Origin of the sequence: Sulfitobacter sp. S190 (genome assembly GCF_025141935.1) — a bacterium.
Taxonomy (GTDB): Bacteria; Pseudomonadota; Alphaproteobacteria; order Rhodobacterales; family Rhodobacteraceae; genus Sulfitobacter.
Genome location: NZ_CP081125.1, coordinates 33,622 through 56,332 on the forward strand (window position 1 = coordinate 33,622; position 22,711 = coordinate 56,332).

The window sequence follows — 22,711 nt, forward strand, 5'->3', positions numbered from 1 at the left end:
CTGCGAAACGGGCGGTTCGAGCGCACAGCAAGCGGTCCAGCAACGAAAAAATATCATAAGACCCGTAAGTATATGATTGACACATTATTATACGAATGGCGATAGTGAGGGTCAATGGCGGAAGTTGGCAGGAAATAGGGGGTCTTTCTTCGCATGGCGCGCAGCAAACGACTGACAGAGGCGGAGCGCATGGAGATCGTGCGCGAGGCGGCGGAGGGTGTGTCCAGCGCCGAGCTGGCTGCACGCTTTGGCGTGACGCCTCGGGCCGTCCAGTACACGCTGAAGGCGGATGCGGAGCGTCAGAGTGATACTGCGGTCGCCACCGCTGCCGTGAGCCTGAAAGTCACCCCTAAGGAGCTTGCGGCTTTCGATGAGGTGCTGGCGTCGGCAGGTATTGAAACCCGCTCCGAAGGCCTGCGCCGGCTCATGCAAGCGGCGGGTGGTGCCTTCGTGCCGGACACGCAACTGGCCGCCGAGATGGAGCGCTACAGGGCGTCCTTAAATGAGGTTGGCGGTAGCGTTGCGCAAATCGCCAAGCAGATGACGCGCGCCAATCGAAGCGGGCAGGGGGCGGGTCAAGAGTTCTCTGAGTTGCGCCTCGCACAGATGCGTGGGCTGGCGCGGTTCATCCTCGATGCGGCCGATGAGATTGACCTGCTTGTGCGGCGTCGCCGGGACGCGATGCAGCTGATGGCCGTCGAGGCCTTGCGGGAGTTTGCCCATGCCGCGGAGTGATGCCGTTGACGCTGTCACCGGCGAGATCTTCCGGGAGGGCTGGAGCCGTATCCGCGGATCGATGCAGGGGCTGAATACAGCGAAGTACCGGCAGTTCATCCGGGCATCGAGTGGGCATCGCGCGGCGGTCTTCAAGGCAATCCGCGGTGGCGGTACACACACCAAGTCGCAGCTCTCGAACCAGCTGCATTACCTCACCACCAAGTCTACCCATATCGTGGACTCGAGCGGGTTCCTGGATGGGAAGTCCAAGCTCGAGAGTGCAGAGATCAAGGACCTCACGGAGCGGTTTGCGAAGCGCTGGAGCGCGGGGTTCAAACCCAAGCTCGGTCAGACGACGCATCTGCTGATGTCCTTCCCCATTGGGACACGCGGGACGGATGTAAGAGACATCGCGACGGATGTGGCGGAGCGGTTTTTGCAGACCGACGATGGGCACTTTGACTACATCATCGCAGTCCATGAGGACCGGGATCATCCGCACGCCCATCTGGTGCTGAACCGCCGCTCCCAGGAGGGAGAGTTCTTCTATCTCGCGCGGGATCATAGGTTCAACTATGACGACTTCCGCCTCGCGATGGTGGAGGAGGCGGAGAAATACGGCGTCCGTCTCGAAGCCACGCGCCGCGTGGATCGCGGGGTCGTGCATTACCCGCCACGGACGGGCGAGGTCTATGCCGCGAAAGAGGAAGAGCGGGAGGTCATCGAACGGGACCGCGTCGGTGCCGACCTGATCCGAACCCTCGCCGAGATTGGCAACACGAAATCTATCTATCAGGCGCTGGCCGCCGAAGCCTCATCTGAGAAGCGCGCAGACGTGGCGGACGCGCTTTTCCGCGCGGGTGAGATGCTGGCGCGCGGCGGGCAGGTGGCCCAGGAAGGAGACATCTACATGGCCGAGGAGAACACATTCGACGAGCTCAGAAGCCGCTATGCCGAGAAGATTGAGCGCGTCCAGACCATGATCGCCGCGCGGCCCGATGCGGAGCGCCCCGCGCTCGAGAAAAGCCTGAACGAAATCCAGGCGCGGGTACAGCATATGCAACCCCTTGGGATCCGATCCCAGACGCTTACCGAGCGACCGTCAGAGGGCGGGGTTTACTCGGAAGCGAACATTGAAACCGCGCGTCTGGATCGCCTCGAGAGACCGGAGTTGCGGGCACAGGTGGATGCAGCACTGCGCGGAACCGGCATCAATGCGAAGACGGTCATGGCGCGCTTGGAGACCGGGGCGCAGAACGCCGCCCTCGAGCGCCAGTGGATTGCCGATGATTTGAGCAAGGTGGCCGAAGAGAACGGTCTGAACCTGGAGCGCCGCCGTGATATGGAACAGGCACGGGAGGTGCTGAACCGCGTCCACGTGGACCTCGGCACCACGCTCGAGCGGGCCGGGGTCCTGCGCGAGGATGGGGTGATCGAGGAAGACCGTGAACTCGATATCCATTTCGACCAGCGTCACGTCGAGGAAACGACGCGGGCGATCCGGGCGGAGATGCGAGCGGAGGGCATGAGCGAGGCGGAGCTCTCGCGCCAGAGTCTGAATATCGAAGATCGCGTCTTTGATCGGATCGAGGAAGGGCAGCAGGCGTATCTGAGAGATCGTCCCGAACTCCTGGCGCGGCCTACAGATGTGATCCGCCAGGATCAGGAGGGCGCACCGCGGATCAGAGATCGGGTCTTGGCCGGTCGCATGACTCGAGAGATCGAGGCGGCCCGTCAGGGCGCGCCAGCGGACCAGCCTTTGGCGGAGTCCGTTGCAAAAGACTTGAAAGCCCGCTACCCGGATATGCCCGATCATGTGGCGCGCGGTCTCGGAGATACCTACGCGCAGGTCGATGAGGCGCTGCGGGCAGAACGAGAGCCGGCCCCCGTCGAGACCGAAGAATTGCGCCGCGTCATTGCCCATGAGCGCGACGGCAATCTGTCTTCACCTTTTGCCGATGCGGATCAGCGAGTGAGTTATCGTGCAGAAGTTGAACAGCTTCTGGACGACGATCAGACAAAACGGCTACGCGCAGGGGACAGCGACGCGCTGAAGGACGTGGTCGAGGATCGGCTCGACCGGCTCTACGCGGCAAAGGCCTATCTGCAGTCCGACGCAGCCACAGCGAACAGCGACGCAGCCCGGGCCGTGGTCGAAGAGATCGCCGAGCGCGAATACGAGGCGCAGTGGTTGAGCGAGACCCACGTGGAGCGCGAGAAGGGCCAGACCCATGGGTAGAGGGCGCATCGCGGTTGGCGTGGTTTTGGTCACGCTGGTGGCGATCGCGATGGGCTATGTCATCGCTTCTGCCGTGCTCACCTTCCGCGACCTTGGCTTCCAGGCCGATATCGATTTTGCCTATATCGCGCAGAACTACATTGCGATCCGTGAGGTGCGGCCGGAGGATTTCCGGTTGGTGAACTTCATCACGGGCGGGGCAGGGGTGGCGGGTCTCATGATCGCCATCGCGCTCTCGGGCTCGGCGCTCACGCGCTTCGGCCAAACCCATTGGCAGACCCGCCGTGAGATGAAGCGCAACGGATTCTTCGGGGCCCCCGGGACCGGGTTTATCATCGGCAAGCTCGGCAAACCCAAAGGCCGGGGACCGTTCCTCTGCTCCAAGGTTCTGCCCCACGCGCTGATCGTCGCCCCGACCGGTCGCGGCAAGACCACGGGTTTCGTGATCCCGAACCTGCTCACCTGGCAAGGATCGTCGGTGACGCTGGATGTGAAGGGCGAATGCTATGAGGCGACGGCGCGTCATCGCGCATCTCAGGGCGACGCGGTGTTCCGCTTCGCGCCAACGGATTGGGAGACCAAGCGCACCCATCGTTACAATCCGCTTCAGCGGATCTATGAGTTGGAAGACCCCGCGCGTCAGCAGATGGAGTTGCAGCTTTTGGCGACGCTGTTCCTGCAGAACGATAATGACCGCGTGCAGGGGCTCCTGAAGGGCGGGATCGATCTCTTTGTCGCGGCGGGGCTTCTGGCGTTCCAGCGCAGAAAACCCACCTTGGGAGAAATCTACCGGATCGCCGCTTCTGGCGGTAACAAGCAAAAAGAGTATCTTGCGCGCTCCCACGAGGTGGAGAACAAGGCCGCCAAACTGGTCTTCACGCGTCTGGCCTCTACGAACAACGACACGCTGACCTCCTATGTCTCGCTCCTGATGACCTCTGGTCTCGACCAATGGCAGAACCCCGCCATCGATGAGGCGACGGCAGTCTCGGACTTTGATTTCCGAGAAATCCGTAAGAAACCGATGAGCGTCTATCTGGTGGTCCAGCCGCTTATGGTGAAACCCCTCGCACCGCTCATCCGCTTGTTCTTCTCGGACCTCCTCTCAGCCATGCAGGAGAAGGAACCCGGTACCGATGAGCCCTGGCGCGTGATGATCATGCTCGACGAGTTCAACCGGCTCGGAAAGATGCCTATCGTGGTTGAAAGCATCGAGACGCTCAGATCCTACCGTGGGCATCTGGCGGTGGTCACCCAGACCATCCCTGCCATCGATGAGATCTACGGCGAAAACACGCGGCGCGCCCTGCAAGGCAATGCCGGCGTGAAGCTGTACCTGACACCCTCTGACGAAAAGACCATTGAGGAGCTCAGCAAGGCGGTTGGAAAGACAACAAAGACCGTGGTGACGCGCTCGCGCTCGATTGGCAAGAACCCCTTCGAAGGGCGCAGCCAGTCGATGCGGACAGAAGAGACGTCGCTTCTGCCAGAGGATGAGGCGCGGCGGTTGCCCCTCGACGAGATCATCATGGTCATCGATGCGCAGATGCCGATCCGCGCGAAGCGTATCCAGTATTTTGACGATCCGTACTTCATGAAAATCCATAACGAGCAGGTGGGTGAATTACCATTCCCACCGAAAGGTGGTGACGAAACAAGGGCACGTTCGGACAACGGTGGCGATGCTTCTCAACGAGGGAGTGGCGATACGGGCCAGAGGATCAATCAGGCAGAGGAACCGCCCAAGAGAGTGCCTCCAAAACGTGAAGAGCGACGCGCGGGACCGAGATCCAAGCGGAAGGTTGCCCGGGCCGTTCAGCAAGTTCAGGATGCGGATCAAGACCGCCAAATCGAAATGGACTTTACAGTCGCTGCGCAAAGTGAAGATGTCAGTCTGAAATCTGAGGATCGCGAAGACGTAGAAATTGTATTGTCTGACCTCGAAGCATTGGAAGCGGAACTTGGTTTTGAAGAGTTGTCCGAGGCGCAAGGTGATCGAGAGGTCATAGGCTAGCTTTGGTCGAAAGCCGAACAGTTCCGAAGCGACGATCCAGTGTGCAGACATTGGTGACGCGCGCGGCGAAGGTGTCTGAAGAGCCCCAGACTCACCGATGCTGCGGGTGACACGAACGGCAGCTACAGTTGCCTAAGCCGACAATCGAGATCGTGAAGGAATGCGCTATCCCCTCTCTGTCCGGTCGGTAGTAGACCCAGTTCTTGATCTACTTCTAGGTCTCAAACCCGGCCTGCGCGAGCTTTTGCATGAGCGCAGGCCATTGTCGTTGCCGGATTAAGGCGGCAGAAACCTCGCAAAACCCGGGTTAGTTTCGCCTTGGGTTTTCGTCCCAACTAACTGACTGATCTCCCATGAGGCGGTGCGGATTGGCGGGATCGACCGTCTATGGCGCGTCTGTTCTGTCAGGGGGATATTATACACTAACCGCAGCAGGAGTTTCCTTCCTGGATCGGCGGGCAGGCGATGGTGCCATAGGAGCAGTACACGCAACAGTCTCCGGGTTCCGGTTTCAGCACCGCTTTGCAAGACGCGCATTCATAGAACCACTGGCAGGCGTCGGTCGGCATGATTTCGTCGGCGGTATGACCGCATTTGGGACAGGTAATCGTGGATTGGAGGGTCACTTCGTTCGTCTGCGTCGCCATAGTGCATATCCTGTCAGTATGAGAAATCCTGCCAAAATCGGAAGCAGCACATCATCCCGATAGACGTAGCCGAGCGCGCCGCTGATCCCGAGAAGCGAAAACAGCCACGGCAAAAAAGGTGTAAGGCAGCACACTGCTGCCAACCCGGCTCCGCCGAGGCCCACGGGCAGAAGCCGGCCCTTCATCGTGTTTGTCTCCACAGGGCAAACATCGTGCGTACCGCGTCTTCTTCCCAAAGGGGCGAACTGGCTGTGAGGGCGAAGGCAACCGTTGTGAAGCCCAATATGACGACCGTTGAGCGTTCGCGGCTGGCGCAGCTCCAACGCGTCCACAGCCGGAAACAGCCCCAGGCCAGAACCAACCCGACAATCACCAAAATCTCAATGCGATAGGCAACAAACGGACCGAGCATGGTGAGCCAGGTGCCGCCCAGGCCAATTATCGACAACCCAATGGGCAAGACACAGCAGGACGCACTGAGCAAAGCAAGAAATCCAGCACCGCCAATCAAAAGGCTGTTCGGTCCCTTGGCGCTGTCATGAAGTGTTTCGGTATTCGACATCATGGTCGGTTATATGCATCCTGTAGTTACTACAGGAGCAAGCGGAGAAAGATCACATGGTTGCGATTGGTGAAGCATCCCGTTTGAGTGGCGTCTCGATAGAAGCGATCCGTTACTACGAGCGCGAGGGGATCATCTCGAAAGCGGGACGGACGGCAGCTGGACGTCGAACATACTCAGACACCGAGATATCGGAGCTTCGCTTCATCAAACGCTGCCGCGACCTCGGGTTCTCGATCCACGATGCTGTTGCGCTGCGAAGCCTGGCTCATGAGCCAGCAGGCGCGTGTGAAACGGTAGAGCAGCTTGGACGCAAACATCTCTCGGAAGTTCAAGCCAAGCTGGCAGAGCTTCTGCAGCTAGAGAGTGCCTTAGTCGAGTTGGTCGCAAACTGCGAAAAAGGCCGCCGCGACTGCCCGATGCTCGACGCGCTCATGGGTCAAAATCCATAGGTTCTTGTGAGAGAGTTTTGTCCGCTATCCTTGATTCTCTGCCAAGTCACTCCGCGCGTCGCGGATGATCATCCACGACGAATGCAGGAACAGCCCTGCAATTGCGAAGGCCACAATTAGGTCGGGCCAGGCGCTTCCAAGCCATGCGACCAGTCCGGCGGCGATCACCACGGCGAGGTTGCCGATGGCGTCGTTGCGGGAGAACAGCCAGACCGCCCGCATGTTTGCGTCCCCCTTACGGTGTTTCAGGAGCGGCAGGACCGCAAGGATGTTCACGATCAACGCGCCCACTGCGAAGGCTCCCATCAACCCGGCTTCGGGCGTCGTCTGATTGAGAACGCGCCAAAGCGTGCTGCCCACAACGCCAAGGCCCAGAAACCCCAGAAACACGCCCTGGATCATCGCCGACCGCGCCCGCCATATCAGGCTCCAGCCGATGGCGAGCAGACCCAGAAAGGTGATCGCGCCATCACCCAGAAAATCGAGCGCGTCCGCCTTCAAAGCCTGCGACCCGGACAGGAACCCGCCGAACATCTCGACCGCGCCGTAGCCGAGATTGAGCAGGACCACGATCCAGAGGGCGCGGCGATAACTCGGGTCCTTGTAGGCCGGATCGGAGGATGTGTCGCCGTCCTCGATCTTCTCAAAGCCGTAGCCGGTCGCATCGAGCGCGGGCCGCACCTTCGACAAGTCACCCTCCGCGATCCGCAATGTCATGACGTGGGTCGCGGCAGACACCTTCACATCGCTGGTCGCCACGCCCGCAGACCGGGCCGCGCGCTCGATCTCGGCGGCGTCCTTGGCGCAGTCCATGCCCTGCACCCGCATCCGGATCGGTGAGGATGCCGTAGGCAACGTGCTGTTCTCGGCCTGGCTCATGTGCGATCCTCTTCGAGGTGGTAAGCGAAAGGGTTAGCCGCTGACGTATCAGTGGATAATGATATGATGACGAACGACGCGCAAGGCGATCTTTTGGCAGCCGACGCTTTGGAACTGCGGGCAAAGCTCTTCCGGGGTCTCGGCGATCCCAGCCGTCTGGCGATCCTTGATGCGCTGGTATCAGGCGAACGCAACGTGCAGGAAATTGTCGGACATACTGGGTTGGGTCAGCCGAACGTCTCGAACCATCTGCGCTGCCTTCTCGACTGCGGGCTGGTTAGCCGCCGCAGCGAAGGTCGGTTCGTTCGGTATCGGCTTGCTGACGGACGGATTGCCGGTCTCGTCAAAGATGCGGATCGGCTTCTTGCCGCGACAGCCACCGGACTCGACAACTGCAAGCGCTACACAGAGTAGGTGTTCATCCGTGCCGCTCCTCGCCATGCCCGCGCCCGCCGAACTCGGACGGCTCGTCGCAAGCGTGGCGCGCACATTCCAGCTCAAGCGTCGTGTGCTCGATGTCGAACCGGTCGGCGAGTGTCGTCTTGATCCTATCTTTCACTGAGTCGGCGTCGTTCCAGCGGCCCTCTGCGATGACGACATGCGCGTCTAGTGCCGCACGGTGTTCGTCCATCTGCCAGAAATGCGCGTGGTGTATGCCCGTCACGCCGTCGACACCGCGCACGGTCTCCAAAACCGCCTCCGTCTCGATCTCGGGCGGCGAGCCGAGCATCAGTATACGGATCACGGGTCCGATCTCCCGGAACGATTGCCACAGGATGTAGCCCGCGATCAGCACCGTCACGAGCGGGTCGATCAGCCGCCAGTCGTAGAGCAAGATCAGCGTCCCCGCGACAATCACCGCGACGGAGCCGAGCGCGTCGGCGACGTTGTGCAGGAACGCCGCGCGGATGTTCACGCTGGATTTGGACATGGCGTAGGTCAGCGCCGCCGTCACCGCGTCCACAATCAGCGCGATCCCGGCGATGATGACGATCAGCCACCCCTCGACCGGCTGCGGATCGGCGAAGCGCATTGCAGCCTCGTAGAGCAGGTAAAGGCCGATCACGATCAGCGTGGTGTAGTTGATGAGCGCTGCAACGACCTCGACCCGACCGTAACCGAACGTCATGTCGGCATCGCGGGGTCGCCGCGCGATCTTCCGAGCCGCGAAGGCGATGATAAGCGAGATCGCATCGGAGAAGTTGTGCAGCGCGTCGGCGATCAGGGCGAGTGAGCCGGAAACGATGCCGCCGACGATCTGAGCAACCGTCAGGCCCATATTGACTGCGATGGCGGCGAAGACCCGGCGATCGCCCGCTTCCGGATCGACGTGATGATGATGGCCGTGGCCCATGACGGCGGCTCCTTTCGATTCGTATCGTTACAGGGTAGATACGATCTACAGCGACTGTAGGTTCAAGGGGCGACATGAAAGAATATTCCATCGGGCAGATGTCGCGCCGGACGGGCGTGAAGGTCACCACGATCCGCTACTACGAAAGCCGGGGTCTGATCCCGTCGCCCGCGCGCACAACAGGCGGGCAGCGGCGATACGACGAAGCGGCGCTCGAACGGCTTGCCTTCCTGCGTCACGCGCGGGAACTGGGCTTTGGTCTCGATGACATCTCCGATTTGATGGCATTGGCAGAAGCACCGTCAGAGGCCTGCGCCCCCGCCCATGAGATCGCGCGCAAGCAGCTCGCGGCGGTGGACCGGCGGCTGTCCATCCTCGCGCAGCTTCGCGAAGAGCTGGTGCGGATGGCTGACGCGGATGATCCGGGCCATGCCGGGAAGTGCCGCGTCATCGAGGTTCTGGGGGATCACCGGCTCTGTATCGGTGCGCACGACCTGCCTGGCGAAACTTCTCAAATGTCATGAGTTACCGTCGCCGCGCCAACTCGCGATAAAGCGCCGGTGGTGACACGCCGATCTGTTCCGCGACCTTGATCCACTCGCCTTTCTCCGGCTCTCCGTGAAGGTCAAGCCAAGCGTCCAGCCTGTCGGAGACGCGCCGCAAACGCAGTATCTCGACGCGCGCGCGCTGTGTCTGGACTTCTCGGGCGTGGGTTTCGACGAGGCTCAGGGCCGCATTCGGTTGATCGCACAAAGCCGACAGAAAGTCGGCACGGAGTATGGTTGCCACCTCGGCACGCGTTCGCGCAACCGCATCGCAATGGTAGGTTTCAGCTAACAGGGACGCCTCGGCCAGCGCAGCGCCCGCCGTCGCGATATGTAAGGTAAGTGAGGTTCCGTCTTTCATCGGACGTTCCAGCGCGACCGCGCCTTTGCGGACCAGATACATGCGGCTGACCCGATCCTCCCGTCGGAACAGGGTCTCTCCTTGCTCAAGGGCACGCTGAGGCGCGTTGTCGAATATATGCTGCCAGCCGGACATGATAGAAATCATACGCGCTTTCAAGCGCATTCGGTAGGGTTTGATGGAGGCTCCAGCGAGGAATGAGAATGCGAAGAAAGGTGATCTTAGCCGCAACGGCCATTTTGGGCGGCGCAGCCATTGCATTGGCACAGACAGCAAACTCGGATCACGGTGAGCCGATGGATCATGCGGCGCATGGCCGGGAAGGCCACGCTGGCAGCTTGACATTAACCGAACCGAGTCAGGGCGCATTCGCGGCGCTCTCCGAAGTCGTGCGGGTGCTGGAAGCCGATCCGGACACGGATTGGTCTCGGGTCGATCTTGCGGGGCTACGGGCACATCTGGTCGATATGGATCGGCTCGTGTCGGATGCTGTTGTGACGGAAACGGACCTGCCGGACGGGTTGTTGATGATGGCGACTGGCGATGCGGAAACGATTGCCACGCTGCGCCGCATGGTTCCGGCCCATGCCGCGCAACTTGCACGGGATGATCGCTGGACAGTGGACACGGCCGAAGTCGAAAACGGCGTCGAGCTGCGCGTTACCAGCGTTGATCCCGGCGTCGTTCCCCGGATCAAGGGATTGGGCTTCTTCGGCCTGATGGCGAGCCAGGATCATCATCGCGAACATCATCTGATGATGGCGCTTGGGGACGATGAGCACGCGCATTGACGCCCGCGACAGGATATATCGCGGCTTACGGCTTGCAAACATCCACATACCCCATGTAGGTATGCGGTATGGGTTTGATCCGGCTACTTCTTGTTGTCTTGGTTGCGCTGTCCGCGTCGATCTCCGGGGCGATGGATGCGGGCCATGCGGCTGTCGTGGAGCATAGTCACGTTGCGATGGATGAAGTGGCCGACGATCAGCCGGTCTGCTGTTCGGAAAGCTCTGAGCGCTCCCAGACCTGCCATGCGCTTCCCGCGCTGCTTCCCGGTGCAGCAGGCCACCATAATGACGCCCCCGCGACCTGTGAGGATGTCTTCACCGCCGCAAGCCTGCTGCTGACGGGATTTGAGCCGTCCGGCCCTCTCGACCCGCCCCGCGCGGCGTGATGCCTGCCGCGTCCCCCGTGTCGCGGTCCCTTCGTTGCAATCACATCAGAACGGGCAGAGCCCGTGCGTATTCTGTCGAGAGGAAAAGACATGAAACCTATCAAGACACTACTCGCCTTCGCCCCAGCTGCAGCGCTTTCGTTTGGCATCGCCTCCTTTGGTGCAGTGGGCATGGCCCACGCGGATGACCATTCCAGCATGGCCGATCATGGCACAATGCACGTGACCAAAAGCCCGACCTGCGGCTGTTGTGGTGCCTGGGTCGCCCTGGCCCGCGAGGAAGGCTACGACATCGAGGTCACGGACACCCGTGATGTCACCAGTGTGAAGCTGGACAACGATGTGCCCGGCACGATGTGGTCCTGCCATACCGCGATGATCGACGGCTATGTGGTCGAAGGTCATGTGCCTTTCGCCGCCCTTACGAAACTGCTGGAAGAACGCCCCGAGATTGACGGGATCGCGGTTCCCGGAATGCCCGGCGGATCGCCCGGCATGGGCGATGATCCGACCGCGCGCTATGACGTTCTGGCCTTCGGTGGCGACGCCGGTGAAGGCGAGGTCTTCTACGAGGCCGGTCTGTGAACCGGACAATCGGGCTCGGTTTGGGGGCAGTGGTTCTTGCAGGAGCCGCTGCCCTCGCCTTCGGGTGGGGCGCCTCGGCACCGGCCCAGACCGTGCTGATGCCGTCCGACCCGGACGTGGTGGCCCTTGGACAGACGATCTACGCCGAGAACTGCGCGTCTTGCCACGGTGCGAACCTCGAAGGTCAGCCGAACTGGCGGTCGCCCGGCCCGGATGGGCGGCTTCCCGCGCCGCCCCACGATGAGACCGGACATACGTGGCACCATAACGGCGACACGCTGTTCCGGCTGACCAAATACGGCACCGGCGCTCTGATCGGCGATCCCGACTACGAATCCAACATGCCCATCTATGAGGGCGTTCTGACGGACGACGAGATCATCGCCGTCCTCAGCTACATTAAATCGACATGGCCGCAGGCAATTCGCGAACGCCATGACGAAATGGAGAACAGACAATGAAGCAAATTATTCTGGCCCTTGCGGCCGCACTGGGGACCGCGACAGCCGCACTGGCCCATTCGAAAGCCGAAGACACGACCCCGGCGAACGGGGCAACCGTCGAAACGGTCGAGGCTATCGAACTGCGCTTCGATGATCCAATGCGTGTCACCGCCATTAGCCTAAGCGGTCCTGACGGAGAACTGGACGTCACCCGCGAAACCGGCCTCGATCCAGTGACGGAGTTTCGGGCCATGCCGCCCGAAGATGTGCCCGCCGGGGCCTACACCGTAGATTGGCGTGGGCTGTCTTCTGACGGCCATCCGATGCAGGGCAGCTTCGACTTCACAGTTGCGGACTGACCGTTGGACGGGCTGGCCCCTATAGACGGTTGGGCGCTTTTGGCAATCCTCGCGAAAGCTGCTGGATATGCAGCGGCGCTGGTTGCCATGGGCGGGCCGCTCTTCGTCGCGGTCTTTAGATTTGCGCCGGATGACGTGCTGCGCCTCGCGCGAAAGCTCGCTGTGATCGCGGCGCTGCTCGGTCTCGCCGTGCTGGCACTGCGCTTCGGTATCCGGTCTGCCCGCATTTCGGGCATGGGCTTTGAGGGCGCGGTCGATCCCATAATGCTCGGTCTCGTCTGGGACAGCCCGCTCGGCACGGCGGCGCTCTGGCGTGGGGCGGGTGAACTGCTGATCCTCGCTGTGCTGATCGAGGGGACCTTCGGCCTGACGGCAAGCCTTCTAGGCGCTTTGCTGGTGGCTGTATCCTACACGCTGGTGGGCCATTCGCTTGGTGATCCGCGCTGGCTTCTCGCGGCCCTCGTGGGTGTGCATCTGCTGGCTGCGGCCTTCTGGATCGGCGCTCTGGCACCTTTGCATCGCGCGGCGGGCCTGACCGGCGGTGCGGCCCTGCTGCACCGCTTCGGCACGATTGCCAGCGGGACAGTGGCGATCCTCGTCCTCGTTGGCCTGACCTTTGCCTGGCTCATGATCGGCTCGTTCGGCGGCTTGTTCGGGACCGCCTATGGCTGGACGCTGATTGCCAAGATCATCGTCGTCACCGGGCTTTTGGGGCTGGCCGCAAAGAACAAGCTCCGGCTCGTGCCCGCTCTTGCTTCCGGCGATCCTTCGGCCTTCGCCAGGCTGCGCCGCTCGATCCGTTTGGAAATCATCATCGTTGCCCTGATCCTGCTGGCGACGGCCACTTTGACCTCGATCACCACGCCCCCGGTGAACCTATGACTGGAAAACCGAAAATGACACATATCTCACGACGCCCGTTTCTGACTGGCGCTGCCGCTCTTGGCGGAACGGCCTTTCTCCCTCGAATGATATTGGCCGATGCTGTTTTGCCGGTCCTGCGGGCCGCACCGTCGACGGCGCAGCTTGCGCCTGCCGGATACCCAACCACGCCGGTCTGGGCCTACGCGACAAAGGGCGCGGGCATCATCCCCGGCCCGGAAATCCGCGTCGCCGCCGGTGATCGCGTCCGGCACCAGCTGATCAACGATCTGCCACAGCCGACTGCCGTTCACTGGCACGGTATCCGCATAGAAAATGCGATGGATGGGGCTGCACCTTTGACGCAGGCTCCGGTGCCGCCGGGCGAGACGTTCGACTATGACTTCGTGGCCCCCGATCCCGGCACCTACTGGTATCACTCCCACGACCGGGGTTTTGAACAGGTGGCGCGCGGGCTAGCCGGTCCCCTGATCGTGGAAGACCGGGAACCGTGGCTCGGCGAGCCGGGGGCCGCGACACGCGAATTGACACTGGTTCTGGATGACTGGCTGCTCGATGCGGACGCTGCGATTGTCGAAGACAGGTGGGATGATCTTCATGCCGCTGCCCATGGCGGGCGGATGGGCAACACGGTCACAGTAAACGGCAACGCCTATCCCGATCTGGACATGCGACCGGGCGAGCGCGTGCGGTTGCGGATCATCAACACCGCGACAGCGCGGGTCATGCCGCTGGCCCTTCCGGGCCTTGCACCTCGTGTTATTGCGCTGGATGGCCATCCCGTTCGGCCTCGCGAGGTTGAAACGATCCTGCTCGGACCGGCGCAGCGCATGGATGTGATCATCGACATGCCTCTGGACCCGGATGTCCAGACTGCACTGCTTCTCGATCCCGGCAGTGGGGAATGGGTCGATGTCGCGGCCTTCGTTGCGGCAGGTGAACCACTTGCACCTATTGGGGGTGAGGTGCGGCCGCTCCCCGCATGGAGCACCCTTCCGGCACCGGATTTGTCCGACCCGCAGCGCGAGGTGCTGCTGATGGAAGGCGGGGCGATGCGCGCGATGCTCGAAACCCGATACCGGGGCGAGGTCATGGATTTTCGTAAGCTGGCCTCGAACGGCATGGTTTGGGCCTTCAACGGCGTGGCGCACGGGATGGACGCGCCGATGTTCCGCACTGCGTTGGGCCGGACGGTGCATTTGGAAATGACCAACCGCTCCGTGTTCCCGCACGCCATCCACCTGCACGGCCATCACTTCGAGGTTCTGACCCGCAGCGGTGCCCTGAACACGCCGGGCGACGTGCGCGATACCGTTCTGATCGGGGCGGACGAAACGCTGGAAATCGCGTTCGTCGCGGACAATCCGGGACAGTGGATGCTGCATTGTCACATGCTCTCGCATCAGGAAGCGGGCATGATGGGCTGGTTCGAGGTTGCGTGACGTTCTGGTTTCCCCTTCTGGCCGGGGTCGGTCTCGGCGGTGCAACGGTTGCGCTCATGGCAATCGGCGGCGTGATGCATCAGCGCGGCACCTGGGCCACTATCATGGTGGCCATCGCGTCCTTCTACGTGGTTTTCGCGATCCAGACCGGGGACACACTGGAAATCGTCGTTCATACCGGCCTTGCGGCGGGCTTTACGGCTCTGGCAATCATCGGCGCGCGCACCTCGTCCTGGATCCTGGCCGCTGCCCTGCTCGGACACGGGATATTCGATGTGTTCGCCGGATCGGTCATTGCCAACCACGCGCCGGGGTGGTGGGGACCATTCTGCCTCGGGATCGACGTGGTGCTGGCACTGACGCTCGCCGCTATGCTTTTGCGGGGGCGAACGCTCGATTGAGAACAGCTACCGCGAGGCTTTCTGTAAAAGCCCGATCAACTCGTCGAACTTGGCGCGCTGTTCTTCGGGATCGGCGCTCTCGATAGCCGCCTCGACACAGTGCTTGGCGTGGTTCTCCAGCACCAGCTTTTCGACCCCAAGCACCGCTGACCGGATTGCAGCCGTCTGTGCCAGGATGTCCATACAATAGCGGTCGCTCTCGATCATCTTGGCGACACCGCGCACCTGTCCTTCAAGCCGCGATAGGCGGTCCAGCGTCTTTTCCTTGTTGGCCTTCATCCGGTGGCGCTCCCTTTTTTGGAACCTTTGGCTGACATTCTGGTTATATACCCCATATGGGTATATTAAGGAGGCAGACAATGGCTCATCGAGACGACCTTACAATGGTTCCGGAAGACACGCATCAGGATAGCGAAGGCAGTAAAGGTAGCGGCTATGGCCGGTTCTTCGCGATGATCGGCACCTCGACAGTAGTCATGTATGGCCTGATGTACCTCAACACCTATGTCCTGGATCACGTCTTTTTTTCGCAGACGCGCATGTGGATGGCGCTCTACATGGGCGGAATGATGGCGATCATCATGCTCGCTTTCATGCTCGGCATGTATTCCAACCGGAAAACCAACATTGCGATCTTCGCTGGCGCAGCCATCGCCTTTGCCGCCGGTCTCTACCTCGTCAGGTCGCAGGATACGGTGGGCGATGTCGCGTGGATGAAAGCGATGATCCCGCACCACTCCATCGCGATCCTGACGAGCGAGCGGGCGAACATTTCCGACCCGCGCGTGCGCGAACTGGCCGATGCGATCATCGAGGCGCAGCGCGGCGAGATCGCCGAAATGCAGCACTACATCGCGGAGATCGAGGCCAACGGGGATGCGCCCGCTGGCACGCCCCGCACCGAACCCTGAGACGAAGGAGGCACATCATGCCAAAGGACACCCGCGACGTTGCTGACGTAACGACCGACCCCGCGACCGCCGCAACCGGAAAGACGGCCGTTCTTTACCGTATGGCGCTGCCGGACCATCTGTGTCCGGCGGGTCAAAAGGCGCGATGGCTGCTGAAGTCAAAGGGCTACGATGTCGATGATCGCCTGTTCCGCGAACGGCCCGAAGTTGATGCATTCAGGGAGAAATACGACGTTCCCACCACGCCGCAGGTGTGGATCGAAGGTGAACGTGTGGGCGGTTACGATGCCCTGCGCCAGACGCTTACCGATTACGACCCGGATGCGACAACCTATACTCCGGTGATCTATCTTTTCGCAGTCGCCGCCGCGACGGCGCTCGCGCTCTCCTTCGGATTTCTCGGCGCAATCTCGTGGCAGACGCTGGGTTGGTTCATCTCTGTGTCGATGATCCTGCTGGGGATGCAGAAGCTGCGCGACATCGAGAGCTTTACGACGATGTTCCTGAACTACGACCTGCTCGCGCGGCAGTGGGTGCCCTACGCCTATATCTATCCGTGGGTCGAGACCGGGGCAGGTATCCTGATGACGGGTATGCTGCTGACCCCGCTTGCCGCCCCTGCGGCGCTCTTTATCGCCACGGTCGGTGCGGTCAGCGTGTTCAAGGCGGTCTACATCGACAAGCGGGAGCTGAAATGCGCCTGCGTAGGCGGCAACTCGAACGTGCCGCTCGGTTTTGTCAGCCTGACCGAAAACCTGATGATGATGGGGATGGCCATTGTCATGTTGGTGTTGACGGTTGCTTAATTTTGGTTGGCTGTAAAATATGTTGTCTCAAGAGGATGTCGCAACAAGCTGCGAATGTTTGTTTGCAGTATAAGCGGACTTTCAAATCGTGGTGACGTAGGTCGGCTCTGTCCCGCATCTTACCCATCGAGTTACACTGCATCGAATGCTCGAATCCGTACGGAAACCAGTCATTGCCATTGCACCAAGCTGGTCGTCGAAATAGCTAACTCTCCGGGATCCCATCTATATCCGGATGGTTTGGCAGGGGTGGAACCATACACCAATGACTTGGCTCAACGGGTTCGTGTTCGAACCGGCCGGGTGCGGTCAGTCGCAGGGCATTGCTGAATATTTCAATGGACCAAGTCTCTTCATGGTCATCCCAAATGAGCTTCCCAAAGTGGTCTGTTGTGACCTTTCCAGAGAGGTCCCGAATCCGAAAGTACCCAACGATCCTGTCGGTGTGCAGTTCCGCTTCGGTTGGTGGACGATCTTCGAACTTGATCCATGAGGTTGCGGGGTCCGTCATACTTATCTCCGTCCCAATCTTCCCAATCGCGCCAGCTGCGCCAACATCTGCGCTCCCGTGCCAGACCCCGCGGTTCCTCCCGGCGGCGAGACCTGGCTCATTCCGGGCCTGACCGGCATCTGCTGGACCCCGAACATCTGCCGCGCCCGCAAAGCGGCATATTCCGCGCCGCTCGCACCGCCGACCAAGTATCGATTGTAGGCTTGCTGACTGCCACCAAGGGCGCGGCTGAAGCTGTAGGCCCCACCGAGACCGCCGGACAGCGCCGGCATCATGATGTTGCCGGAGATCGCACGCACGATGAAGGGCGTGGCAATGATGAAGCCCTTGGCCATGAGGACCATCATGAAGAACGGAATGAGGGCCCCGATGTTGGAGGCCCCTTCCGGGTCGCCCAACTCTCCGATCAACGCGGTGGAGACGCCTGTGATTGTGGCAAAGACACCCGCAACCACGATGGGATAGAGCGCAAAAGAAACCAGCGCCGAGAGCCAACGCGCGAAATAGTCCTTGGTCACATCGAACAGCGTCAGGAAGATCATCACTGGTGCGATCCCGATCAAAAGGGCAATCATTAATCGGGAAGCCACAAGAATGAAGGCAGCCAGCCCACCAAGGATCGATAGAAGCAAAACGCCGAGAACATCCAGCAGCGCGCCCGCCATCCATTGAAGTTCCGACCCGGCCGCGTTCAGGTAGTCGCCAAGTTCTGCGATCAGCCGGTCGAACTCTTCAGCAAATGTTCCTGAGGGTCCGGGCGTGCCGCCACCAACAGACGCAACCAATGATCCTGCAATACTATCGATCCCATTGAGGATGGCAGCGGAAAGCGCGTTGAACTGAACCCAGTTGGTCGCGAATATACCAATAAGACCGACCTTCGCCGCAAGCCAGAACGCCGTTCGGCCATCCATGGCCCGGTACTGGTAGATCATGTTGATGAAGACGAGGATCACGACCAGGGTCGTCCCAAGCACCAGCATAGTTCCCACCGTCGCCGCCACCGCGCCAAACTGCGTTTCCGCGGCGGAGTCCAGATAGCTTTGGGAAGTTTCGACGAAGTAGGTGACAACACTCATCTTATGGTCTCTCTACCAATTGCCCTCAGCTTCACAGATCGCCATGGCCTGCGGGCGCAATGCGTTCGCCTCGCGTCCGTAGGCGTCGGAGGCTTCCAGCATTTCCCACCGTTCGGAATTGGCAAAGCGCTCGAAGAACTCGGTCTCGGCATTGTCCCAAGGCGGGAACCGTATGGCGCAATTGCACTCCCCCGCCTCGACGATGCGGGCGAGGCTTTGTGCTCGGTAGATGTCCTGGACCAGCACGCGCTGATAAGCGTCGCGCACGCCGATGTCCTGCATCCATTGCGGCTCTACCGGGCGGTCAGGGCAAATATCGGAGACGCTGTCCATTGAGGGCACGAGATTGCGTTCCGCTTGTGCAGGGTAGGCGGTAACAGCAATGAGCAGCGCGGAGAGGCCAAAGATCGACTTCATAGCGTTGAGCTTCCGTCGACTGGGCCCGCGACTGCACGTTTCAGGAACGCTGTGTGACCGATATTGGCGAATTCCGATGTACTGACCGAGACGACCTCCCATCCCTGACTGCCGCGCAGGTTCAGGTCTTCCTGCATGTCGATGAGGCCGGTTTTGCGGGTCATTGGATAGGTTACGATCTGGTACTCGAAACGCATCATGCGGCAACTCCGTCATCTACTTCAGTCCCCGGCAGATAGAACTCGGTGATCCCGCGCGCGCCGTCCTCGCGACCGGCCTGGATGATCACGTCGATCGAGCTTTCGATGTATTGGATCATGTCCTGATAGGTCATTGGGATCTCCGTCTTAAGCGCGGCGATAGCGAGGCGCTGGACTGCGAGTTGGGGGGTTTCGGCATGCAATGTGGTCATCGACCCGCCGTGGCCGGTGTTGATCGCCTCGAGGAAAGTCATGGCTTCTTTGCCACGGACCTCGCCTAGGATGATCCGGTCAGGCCGCATGCGCAGGGTCGCGGTCAGGAGGACATCGGCGGTCTGGAATTTGGCATCCCGATTGGCGATTAGAGTGACCACATTGGGCTGCGCGGGCAGTATTTCAGCCGCCTCTTCGATGGTCACGATCCGCTCATCGTCGCCGACGTAAGAAATGATTTTGCGCGCCGCGACGGTTTTGCCAGTGGAGGTGCCGCCAGAGACGATCATGTTGAGCTTGTTCTCGACGCAAAAGCGGACTGCAGCGTAGATGTCGCCCGATGCAACAACCTCCCGAAGGGCGCGGTTTTTCTCCTGACGGCGCTCCTCCAGCTTGCGCTCCTCACCGTAGAGGTAGCGCAACTCTATGGCGTCAAGCGGCAGGCTTGAGAAGAACCGCAGCGAGATCGACATGCCGTCGAGCACGGCGGGCGGTGTGATGACCTGTGCGCGGATCGGTCGATCCCGATAGGTTATAGAGACAGAAACGATAGGTTTGTCCTTGCTCATCGTCGTGTCGGCGCTGGATGCGATTTGGTTTCCGAGGTCTTTGACTTCGGTGATGCTGAGACGCTGCTCCAATGCTTGCATGTAATGATCACCCTGGAATTCTCCCCAGCAGGAGCCATCGGGATTGATGCAAATCTCGATCACATCATCGCGGGACGCATCGGCCAGCTTGTCGAGGGAGGCTTGGAGATAGCTCAGGGTCATGGCTCAGAAGATCTCCAGATCGCGATCGACCATGACAGTGACGCGGACACCCTGGTCGACGTAGATGACCGGGCCGATGGAGAGGTATTCGCCGATGACGCTGTCCGTCGCGTCGGCAAGATCATCGCCGACGTCTTCGAGAATATCGGCGGCAGTTTCATCTTCGACCTCGCCGGCGGCCGCACTTGGGGCCGCGGAGATGATCGAGATGAGGGCAGCCGAGCCGAAGCGCTCATCGAACCGCGTATCGACGAACCCTGTGACGCCGGACCGGCCAAGCTGATCACCACCGAAGGAACTGATCTGGATGGTCTGGTCGGTTGGAAGGATAATCCGATCCCAGGCGATGGTGACCCGGCGCTGCGCGATCTCCAGCCCGGAGCGATAGCGCCCTATCAGGCGTGAGCCGCGTGGGATCAGCAGTCGCGTGCCATCGTAGCTGTAGACGTCCTCAGAGATGATCGCGCGAACTTGGCCGGGCAATGAAGAGTCGAGGGCCGTTTCCATGACGGCCTGGATCATCGTGCCTTGAATCACGGTGTTCGAGGGGTTGGCGATGACCTGCGCTTGAGTGACTTGCGCAGGCAGCGCGCCATTCAGCACAAAATCCGTCACGTCCCCGAAGGTCCGCTCCGTGAGTTCGGTCGCGCCCGGATTGGCGCCGCCCGCGCCTCCGAAGGCGATCACGGGTGAGGCGATGCGGCGCTCCTGGAAGGCGCGTTCCTCCTCCGCCCGTCGTTGCAGGTCGGCAAGTCGCCGTGCCTCTTCTTCCTGGCGCAGCCGTTCCTGTTCTCGGCGGAGCAACTCGTCTTCGGTTGGACCAAGGGGGGTCGGGGCAGGGGCAGTGGCCTCAAGACGGGCGAGGTCGAGGTCGATGCGCAATTGCTGTAATTCGCGGTCCCGGGCCGCGAGCTCGTCCTGGAATTGCTGTTGCGCGTTCTCCGAGGCGGCCTGTAGGGCGGCGATCTGTTCGGTGAGCGCGTCGATGGCCTCTGCTGCGGCGGTATCTTCTGCAACGACGGGCTCAGGCGCATTCCGCAGCTCTTCGATCTGCGCCTGGAGGGCTTCGAGCTGCGCTAGCAGTTCGGCGTTCGGCTCCGCAGGCTCCGGCGTGACGAGAACAATCTCAGGGTCTGGGGCAGGGGGCGGCACGAAGGGTTCAATTTCGCCGAAGCCGTCACCCTCCGTCTGGAACACGTCGGGCGTGGCCGTCGGCAGTGCAACCTCTTCTTCGGGCTGAGACAGGACGTAGAGCATCACGCCACCAGCCGCGATCAGGCCAACAACGAGCAGCGCGAGAAGCGGAGAGCGCCGCTTCGGGGTGGAACCACGTCTGGACCCGCTCTGTTCAAGGGCGGCGAGGCGTTTCTCAAGATCGGCGTTGCTATCGCTCATGAGGACACACCTGTGGGCGGTGCGGCCTGGATGCAGACCACATCCTCACCAAGCCGCAGCACCCATTGGCCATGCACACCAGAGACCCGGATGACCCCATTTTCAACAGCCTGCGTATTCACTGTCCGTTCGCGCCCATTGGCGTATCGGAATATCGCCGGCACCGGCGCGTTCCGCGCGAACTCGAAATACGTGAACGTGCCGTCATCCCAAACCCGAGTTGGGGTAAATTCGAGCCGTTCACTGGCGCCGTAATTGTAGTTCGGCGCGGCCTGGGCGATGACGTTTGTGGGCTGTTGCTCATCCTCAGGATAGCGGAACTGGACCACATAGAAGGTCGGGGTCGAGGCCTCTGTGACGTTGAAATAATAGCTCCGCCGATTTGTGTAGACGGTCACGTTGGTGTGCACGCCGCGGGCGAGCGGTTTGATTGCAAAGGCCTGTCCTCCAGGCACACCATCGATCTCGAAGCCCGCGGTATCGCCAGCGATGATCGAGCGAATGCTTTCACCTTCGCCAAACTCGATGGTCGTCACATGGGTGAGCGAGACGTTCAGCCGGTAGACCTGACCCTCCTGATACGTGGCGATCCGGACACGGCTGTCATTGGGTCCGCCACGCGGGATGTATTCGGCGAGGGCCAATGACGGTATAATCGCAAGACAGACAATCGCAGCACTCAACAAATTCACTTAATTCTCCAATCTGTCTGAGCGGATGGCGTATTCGACGACGGTGAAGCCGAAGGGATTGGTCCAGACCTGATCGATGGAACGGCTTTCCTCGGGGCGGAACTCGAAGAGTAAGGTCGCAGTGAAGAGGCCTGTCTGGACGCCGTTGATAGAGGTCAAACGCTTGCGCAGCCGGACTGTCGCGCGGTTGGTGCCGATCCGGTTGATGCTTAGAATTTCGACCTCGAGCCGGGCATTGGGTCCGTAAAGCGTCGGGGGGTACTCGGGATTGGCCGAAGTCCAAATCTGGCGCACAGAGGCTGCGGCCGCACCATCGGAGCGCTGTAAGACGCTCCGGATACGCACATCATTGTCGAGTTGGTTGTAAACCTCTCGGTCGATCACATAGCGGAAAACCTCCGCTTCAATGATTGCCTGGTTTTCGGTGACGGTGGTGGCCCCAATGGAAGCTTCGGGTAGAGCAAAACCGGTCTCTGGATCGTATGGCACGACAACGGGGGGTGGATCGACATCGAGGATCGCGACAGCGGCTGCGGCCAGACATCCGATGATGCCGAAGATGAGACCCATAAGCCCGAGACGCTGCCAGAGCCGTTCCCGTCTGAGTGCGCCGTAGACGAGCTCCTCTTCGATGATGACGGTTTCTTCGTCCAAC

General features: G+C 61.0%; 31 protein-coding genes. 17 read left to right on the plus strand and 14 right to left on the minus strand.

Annotation, left to right across the window (positions count from 1 at the left end):
• The first annotated feature begins 153 nt into the window (after nucleotides 1-153).
• From K3756_RS19230 to K3756_RS19240, 3 genes are read left to right on the plus strand one after another with little or no spacing between them, the layout of a single operon-like run.
• The gene (locus K3756_RS19230; RefSeq protein WP_259994532.1) at nucleotides 154-735 is read left to right on the plus strand and encodes a helix-turn-helix domain-containing protein; all 582 of its coding nucleotides are present in this window, start codon (nucleotides 154-156) and stop codon (nucleotides 733-735) included.
• On the plus strand, nucleotides 722-2,956 hold the full coding sequence (locus tag K3756_RS19235) for a relaxase/mobilization nuclease domain-containing protein (RefSeq protein WP_259994541.1): 2,235 nt from the start codon (nucleotides 722-724) through the stop codon (nucleotides 2,954-2,956). The genes K3756_RS19230 and K3756_RS19235 overlap by 14 nt, the downstream gene beginning before the upstream one ends.
• A complete protein-coding gene (locus K3756_RS19240) occupies nucleotides 2,949-4,970 on the plus strand; it encodes a type IV secretory system conjugative DNA transfer family protein (protein WP_259994550.1) in 2,022 nt (673 codons plus the stop codon). The genes K3756_RS19235 and K3756_RS19240 overlap by 8 nt, the downstream gene beginning before the upstream one ends.
• Nucleotides 4,971-5,392: 422 nt before the next feature.
• Here the strand turns inward: K3756_RS19240 and K3756_RS19245 are convergent, their stop codons facing one another.
• The 3 genes from K3756_RS19245 to K3756_RS19255 are packed head-to-tail and all read right to left on the minus strand — an operon-like array spanning nucleotide 5,393 to nucleotide 6,182.
• Nucleotides 5,393-5,617 carry a GDCCVxC domain-containing (seleno)protein gene (locus K3756_RS19245; protein WP_076628668.1) on the minus strand — a complete coding sequence of 75 codons (225 nt, stop codon included), beginning with the start codon at nucleotides 5,615-5,617 and terminating at the stop codon, nucleotides 5,393-5,395.
• Nucleotides 5,593-5,802: a mercury resistance system transport protein MerF gene (gene merF, locus K3756_RS19250; RefSeq protein ID WP_076628670.1), complete on the minus strand. Its 210-nt coding sequence runs from the start codon at nucleotides 5,800-5,802 to the stop codon at nucleotides 5,593-5,595. The genes K3756_RS19245 and merF overlap by 25 nt, the downstream gene beginning before the upstream one ends.
• On the minus strand, nucleotides 5,799-6,182 hold the full coding sequence (locus tag K3756_RS19255) for a hypothetical protein (RefSeq protein WP_076628671.1): 384 nt from the start codon (nucleotides 6,180-6,182) through the stop codon (nucleotides 5,799-5,801). Before K3756_RS19255 ends, merF begins: the two co-directional genes overlap by 4 nt.
• A gap of 53 nt (nucleotides 6,183-6,235) precedes the next feature.
• On the opposite strand from K3756_RS19255, the gene K3756_RS19260 reads away from it, so the two are divergent.
• Entirely contained in the window at nucleotides 6,236-6,631 is a 396-nt protein-coding gene (locus tag K3756_RS19260; protein WP_076628673.1) for a MerR family transcriptional regulator, read from the plus strand.
• Nucleotides 6,632-6,655: 24 nt separating this feature from the next.
• Here K3756_RS19260 and K3756_RS19265 read toward each other — a convergent pair whose 3' ends face one another.
• Entirely contained in the window at nucleotides 6,656-7,510 is an 855-nt protein-coding gene (locus tag K3756_RS19265) for a cation diffusion facilitator family transporter (RefSeq protein ID WP_076628674.1), read from the minus strand.
• 63 nt (nucleotides 7,511-7,573) lie between these two features.
• On the opposite strand from K3756_RS19265, the gene K3756_RS19270 reads away from it, so the two are divergent.
• Nucleotides 7,574-7,924, plus strand: a complete 351-nt coding sequence (locus tag K3756_RS19270; protein ID WP_076628676.1) for a helix-turn-helix transcriptional regulator — start codon at nucleotides 7,574-7,576, stop codon at nucleotides 7,922-7,924.
• A gap of 4 nt (nucleotides 7,925-7,928) precedes the next feature.
• Here K3756_RS19270 and K3756_RS19275 read toward each other — a convergent pair whose 3' ends face one another.
• On the minus strand, nucleotides 7,929-8,864 hold the full coding sequence (locus K3756_RS19275) for a cation diffusion facilitator family transporter (protein WP_076628677.1): 936 nt from the start codon (nucleotides 8,862-8,864) through the stop codon (nucleotides 7,929-7,931).
• Nucleotides 8,865-8,938: 74 nt separating this feature from the next.
• Here K3756_RS19275 and K3756_RS19280 point away from each other — a divergent pair, with 74 nt between their 5' ends.
• Nucleotides 8,939-9,388, plus strand: a complete 450-nt coding sequence (locus K3756_RS19280) for a helix-turn-helix domain-containing protein (protein WP_076628679.1) — start codon at nucleotides 8,939-8,941, stop codon at nucleotides 9,386-9,388.
• A gap of 1 nt (nucleotide 9,389) precedes the next feature.
• On the opposite strand, the gene K3756_RS19285 is transcribed toward K3756_RS19280, so the two are convergent.
• Entirely contained in the window at nucleotides 9,390-9,905 is a 516-nt protein-coding gene (locus K3756_RS19285) for a Crp/Fnr family transcriptional regulator (RefSeq protein ID WP_172839382.1), read from the minus strand.
• 68 nt (nucleotides 9,906-9,973) lie between these two features.
• On the opposite strand from K3756_RS19285, the gene K3756_RS19290 reads away from it, so the two are divergent.
• From K3756_RS19290 to K3756_RS19325, 8 genes are all read left to right on the plus strand, one after another.
• Nucleotides 9,974-10,561 (plus strand): hypothetical protein, encoded by a 588-nt coding sequence (locus tag K3756_RS19290; protein WP_259994565.1) that lies wholly within the window; start codon nucleotides 9,974-9,976, stop codon nucleotides 10,559-10,561.
• Between the two features lie 68 nt (nucleotides 10,562-10,629).
• The gene (locus K3756_RS19295) at nucleotides 10,630-10,947 is read left to right on the plus strand and encodes a hypothetical protein (protein WP_259994567.1); all 318 of its coding nucleotides are present in this window, start codon (nucleotides 10,630-10,632) and stop codon (nucleotides 10,945-10,947) included.
• A gap of 90 nt (nucleotides 10,948-11,037) precedes the next feature.
• On the plus strand, nucleotides 11,038-11,532 hold the full coding sequence (locus K3756_RS19300; protein WP_259994573.1) for a DUF411 domain-containing protein: 495 nt from the start codon (nucleotides 11,038-11,040) through the stop codon (nucleotides 11,530-11,532).
• On the plus strand, nucleotides 11,529-11,993 hold the full coding sequence (locus tag K3756_RS19305; RefSeq protein WP_259994574.1) for a cytochrome c: 465 nt from the start codon (nucleotides 11,529-11,531) through the stop codon (nucleotides 11,991-11,993). Before K3756_RS19300 ends, K3756_RS19305 begins: the two co-directional genes overlap by 4 nt.
• Nucleotides 11,990-12,334, plus strand: coding sequence for a copper resistance CopC family protein (locus K3756_RS19310; RefSeq protein ID WP_259994575.1), 345 nt, complete (start codon nucleotides 11,990-11,992; stop codon nucleotides 12,332-12,334). The genes K3756_RS19305 and K3756_RS19310 overlap by 4 nt, the downstream gene beginning before the upstream one ends.
• Before the next feature lie 3 nt (nucleotides 12,335-12,337).
• The gene (locus K3756_RS19315) at nucleotides 12,338-13,216 is read left to right on the plus strand and encodes a copper resistance D family protein (protein ID WP_259994576.1); all 879 of its coding nucleotides are present in this window, start codon (nucleotides 12,338-12,340) and stop codon (nucleotides 13,214-13,216) included.
• 14 nt (nucleotides 13,217-13,230) lie between these two features.
• Nucleotides 13,231-14,658 carry a multicopper oxidase family protein gene (locus tag K3756_RS19320; protein ID WP_259994577.1) on the plus strand — a complete coding sequence of 476 codons (1,428 nt, stop codon included), beginning with the start codon at nucleotides 13,231-13,233 and terminating at the stop codon, nucleotides 14,656-14,658.
• Entirely contained in the window at nucleotides 14,655-15,059 is a 405-nt protein-coding gene (locus K3756_RS19325) for a hypothetical protein (RefSeq protein ID WP_259994361.1), read from the plus strand. Before K3756_RS19320 ends, K3756_RS19325 begins: the two co-directional genes overlap by 4 nt.
• A 6-nt stretch (nucleotides 15,060-15,065) precedes the next feature.
• Here the strand turns inward: K3756_RS19325 and K3756_RS19330 are convergent, their stop codons facing one another.
• Nucleotides 15,066-15,338: a metal-sensitive transcriptional regulator gene (locus K3756_RS19330; protein ID WP_076628691.1), complete on the minus strand. Its 273-nt coding sequence runs from the start codon at nucleotides 15,336-15,338 to the stop codon at nucleotides 15,066-15,068.
• Between the two features lie 104 nt (nucleotides 15,339-15,442).
• Between K3756_RS19330 and K3756_RS19335 the strand changes: the two genes are divergently transcribed.
• The 3 genes from K3756_RS19335 (at nucleotide 15,443) to K3756_RS19345 (ending at nucleotide 17,269) form a co-directional block, all read left to right on the plus strand.
• On the plus strand, nucleotides 15,443-15,970 hold the full coding sequence (locus K3756_RS19335; RefSeq protein WP_076628693.1) for a DUF305 domain-containing protein: 528 nt from the start codon (nucleotides 15,443-15,445) through the stop codon (nucleotides 15,968-15,970).
• 17 nt (nucleotides 15,971-15,987) lie between these two features.
• Entirely contained in the window at nucleotides 15,988-16,776 is a 789-nt protein-coding gene (locus K3756_RS19340; RefSeq protein WP_259994366.1) for a MauE/DoxX family redox-associated membrane protein, read from the plus strand.
• Nucleotides 16,777-17,041: 265 nt separating this feature from the next.
• Complete coding sequence (locus tag K3756_RS19345) at nucleotides 17,042-17,269, plus strand: hypothetical protein (protein ID WP_259994368.1); 228 nt, start codon at nucleotides 17,042-17,044, stop codon at nucleotides 17,267-17,269.
• A 20-nt stretch (nucleotides 17,270-17,289) separates the two neighbouring features.
• Here the strand turns inward: K3756_RS19345 and K3756_RS19350 are convergent, their stop codons facing one another.
• From K3756_RS19350 to K3756_RS19380, 7 genes are read right to left on the minus strand one after another with little or no spacing between them, the layout of a single operon-like run.
• Nucleotides 17,290-18,366 carry a type IV secretion system protein gene (locus K3756_RS19350; protein WP_259994370.1) on the minus strand — a complete coding sequence of 359 codons (1,077 nt, stop codon included), beginning with the start codon at nucleotides 18,364-18,366 and terminating at the stop codon, nucleotides 17,290-17,292.
• Nucleotides 18,367-18,378: 12 nt separating this feature from the next.
• Complete coding sequence (locus K3756_RS19355) at nucleotides 18,379-18,783, minus strand: hypothetical protein (RefSeq protein WP_259994372.1); 405 nt, start codon at nucleotides 18,781-18,783, stop codon at nucleotides 18,379-18,381.
• Complete coding sequence (locus K3756_RS19360; protein WP_259994374.1) at nucleotides 18,780-18,983, minus strand: hypothetical protein; 204 nt, start codon at nucleotides 18,981-18,983, stop codon at nucleotides 18,780-18,782. The genes K3756_RS19355 and K3756_RS19360 overlap by 4 nt, the downstream gene beginning before the upstream one ends.
• Entirely contained in the window at nucleotides 18,980-19,969 is a 990-nt protein-coding gene (locus K3756_RS19365; RefSeq protein ID WP_259994375.1) for an ATPase, T2SS/T4P/T4SS family, read from the minus strand. The genes K3756_RS19360 and K3756_RS19365 overlap by 4 nt, the downstream gene beginning before the upstream one ends.
• Before the next feature lie 3 nt (nucleotides 19,970-19,972).
• Nucleotides 19,973-21,364, minus strand: a complete 1,392-nt coding sequence (locus K3756_RS19370) for a TrbI/VirB10 family protein (protein WP_259994377.1) — start codon at nucleotides 21,362-21,364, stop codon at nucleotides 19,973-19,975.
• Complete coding sequence (locus K3756_RS19375; protein WP_409202450.1) at nucleotides 21,361-22,056, minus strand: TrbG/VirB9 family P-type conjugative transfer protein; 696 nt, start codon at nucleotides 22,054-22,056, stop codon at nucleotides 21,361-21,363. Before K3756_RS19375 ends, K3756_RS19370 begins: the two co-directional genes overlap by 4 nt.
• Nucleotides 22,057-22,710 carry a virB8 family protein gene (locus K3756_RS19380; protein WP_259994378.1) on the minus strand — a complete coding sequence of 218 codons (654 nt, stop codon included), beginning with the start codon at nucleotides 22,708-22,710 and terminating at the stop codon, nucleotides 22,057-22,059.
• Between the last annotated feature and the right edge of the window lies 1 nt (nucleotide 22,711).

Bases quoted from the DNA above. Each gene is read 5' to 3' on its own strand.
- K3756_RS19230 (WP_259994532.1), top strand. From the start codon at position 154: ATGGCGCGCAGCAAACGACTGACAGAGGCGGAGCGCATGGAGATCGTG.
- K3756_RS19235 (WP_259994541.1), top strand. From the start codon at position 722: ATGCCGCGGAGTGATGCCGTTGACGCTGTCACCGGCGAGATCTTCCGG.
- K3756_RS19240 (WP_259994550.1), top strand. From the start codon at position 2,949: ATGGGTAGAGGGCGCATCGCGGTTGGCGTGGTTTTGGTCACGCTGGTG.
- K3756_RS19245 (WP_076628668.1), bottom strand. From the start codon at position 5,617: ATGGCGACGCAGACGAACGAAGTGACCCTCCAATCCACGATTACCTGT.
- merF (WP_076628670.1), bottom strand. From the start codon at position 5,802: ATGAAGGGCCGGCTTCTGCCCGTGGGCCTCGGCGGAGCCGGGTTGGCA.
- K3756_RS19255 (WP_076628671.1), bottom strand. From the start codon at position 6,182: ATGATGTCGAATACCGAAACACTTCATGACAGCGCCAAGGGACCGAAC.
- K3756_RS19260 (WP_076628673.1), top strand. From the start codon at position 6,236: ATGGTTGCGATTGGTGAAGCATCCCGTTTGAGTGGCGTCTCGATAGAA.
- K3756_RS19265 (WP_076628674.1), bottom strand. From the start codon at position 7,510: ATGAGCCAGGCCGAGAACAGCACGTTGCCTACGGCATCCTCACCGATC.
- K3756_RS19270 (WP_076628676.1), top strand. From the start codon at position 7,574: ATGATGACGAACGACGCGCAAGGCGATCTTTTGGCAGCCGACGCTTTG.
- K3756_RS19275 (WP_076628677.1), bottom strand. From the start codon at position 8,864: ATGGGCCACGGCCATCATCATCACGTCGATCCGGAAGCGGGCGATCGC.
- K3756_RS19280 (WP_076628679.1), top strand. From the start codon at position 8,939: ATGAAAGAATATTCCATCGGGCAGATGTCGCGCCGGACGGGCGTGAAG.
- K3756_RS19285 (WP_172839382.1), bottom strand. From the start codon at position 9,905: ATGTCCGGCTGGCAGCATATATTCGACAACGCGCCTCAGCGTGCCCTT.
- K3756_RS19290 (WP_259994565.1), top strand. From the start codon at position 9,974: ATGCGAAGAAAGGTGATCTTAGCCGCAACGGCCATTTTGGGCGGCGCA.
- K3756_RS19295 (WP_259994567.1), top strand. From the start codon at position 10,630: ATGGGTTTGATCCGGCTACTTCTTGTTGTCTTGGTTGCGCTGTCCGCG.
- K3756_RS19300 (WP_259994573.1), top strand. From the start codon at position 11,038: ATGAAACCTATCAAGACACTACTCGCCTTCGCCCCAGCTGCAGCGCTT.
- K3756_RS19310 (WP_259994575.1), top strand. From the start codon at position 11,990: ATGAAGCAAATTATTCTGGCCCTTGCGGCCGCACTGGGGACCGCGACA.
- K3756_RS19320 (WP_259994577.1), top strand. From the start codon at position 13,231: ATGACACATATCTCACGACGCCCGTTTCTGACTGGCGCTGCCGCTCTT.
- K3756_RS19330 (WP_076628691.1), bottom strand. From the start codon at position 15,338: ATGAAGGCCAACAAGGAAAAGACGCTGGACCGCCTATCGCGGCTTGAA.
- K3756_RS19335 (WP_076628693.1), top strand. From the start codon at position 15,443: ATGGTTCCGGAAGACACGCATCAGGATAGCGAAGGCAGTAAAGGTAGC.
- K3756_RS19340 (WP_259994366.1), top strand. From the start codon at position 15,988: ATGCCAAAGGACACCCGCGACGTTGCTGACGTAACGACCGACCCCGCG.
- K3756_RS19345 (WP_259994368.1), top strand. From the start codon at position 17,042: ATGACTTGGCTCAACGGGTTCGTGTTCGAACCGGCCGGGTGCGGTCAG.
- K3756_RS19350 (WP_259994370.1), bottom strand. From the start codon at position 18,366: ATGAGTGTTGTCACCTACTTCGTCGAAACTTCCCAAAGCTATCTGGAC.
- K3756_RS19355 (WP_259994372.1), bottom strand. From the start codon at position 18,783: ATGAAGTCGATCTTTGGCCTCTCCGCGCTGCTCATTGCTGTTACCGCC.
- K3756_RS19360 (WP_259994374.1), bottom strand. From the start codon at position 18,983: ATGATGCGTTTCGAGTACCAGATCGTAACCTATCCAATGACCCGCAAA.
- K3756_RS19365 (WP_259994375.1), bottom strand. From the start codon at position 19,969: ATGACCCTGAGCTATCTCCAAGCCTCCCTCGACAAGCTGGCCGATGCG.
- K3756_RS19370 (WP_259994377.1), bottom strand. From the start codon at position 21,364: ATGAGCGATAGCAACGCCGATCTTGAGAAACGCCTCGCCGCCCTTGAA.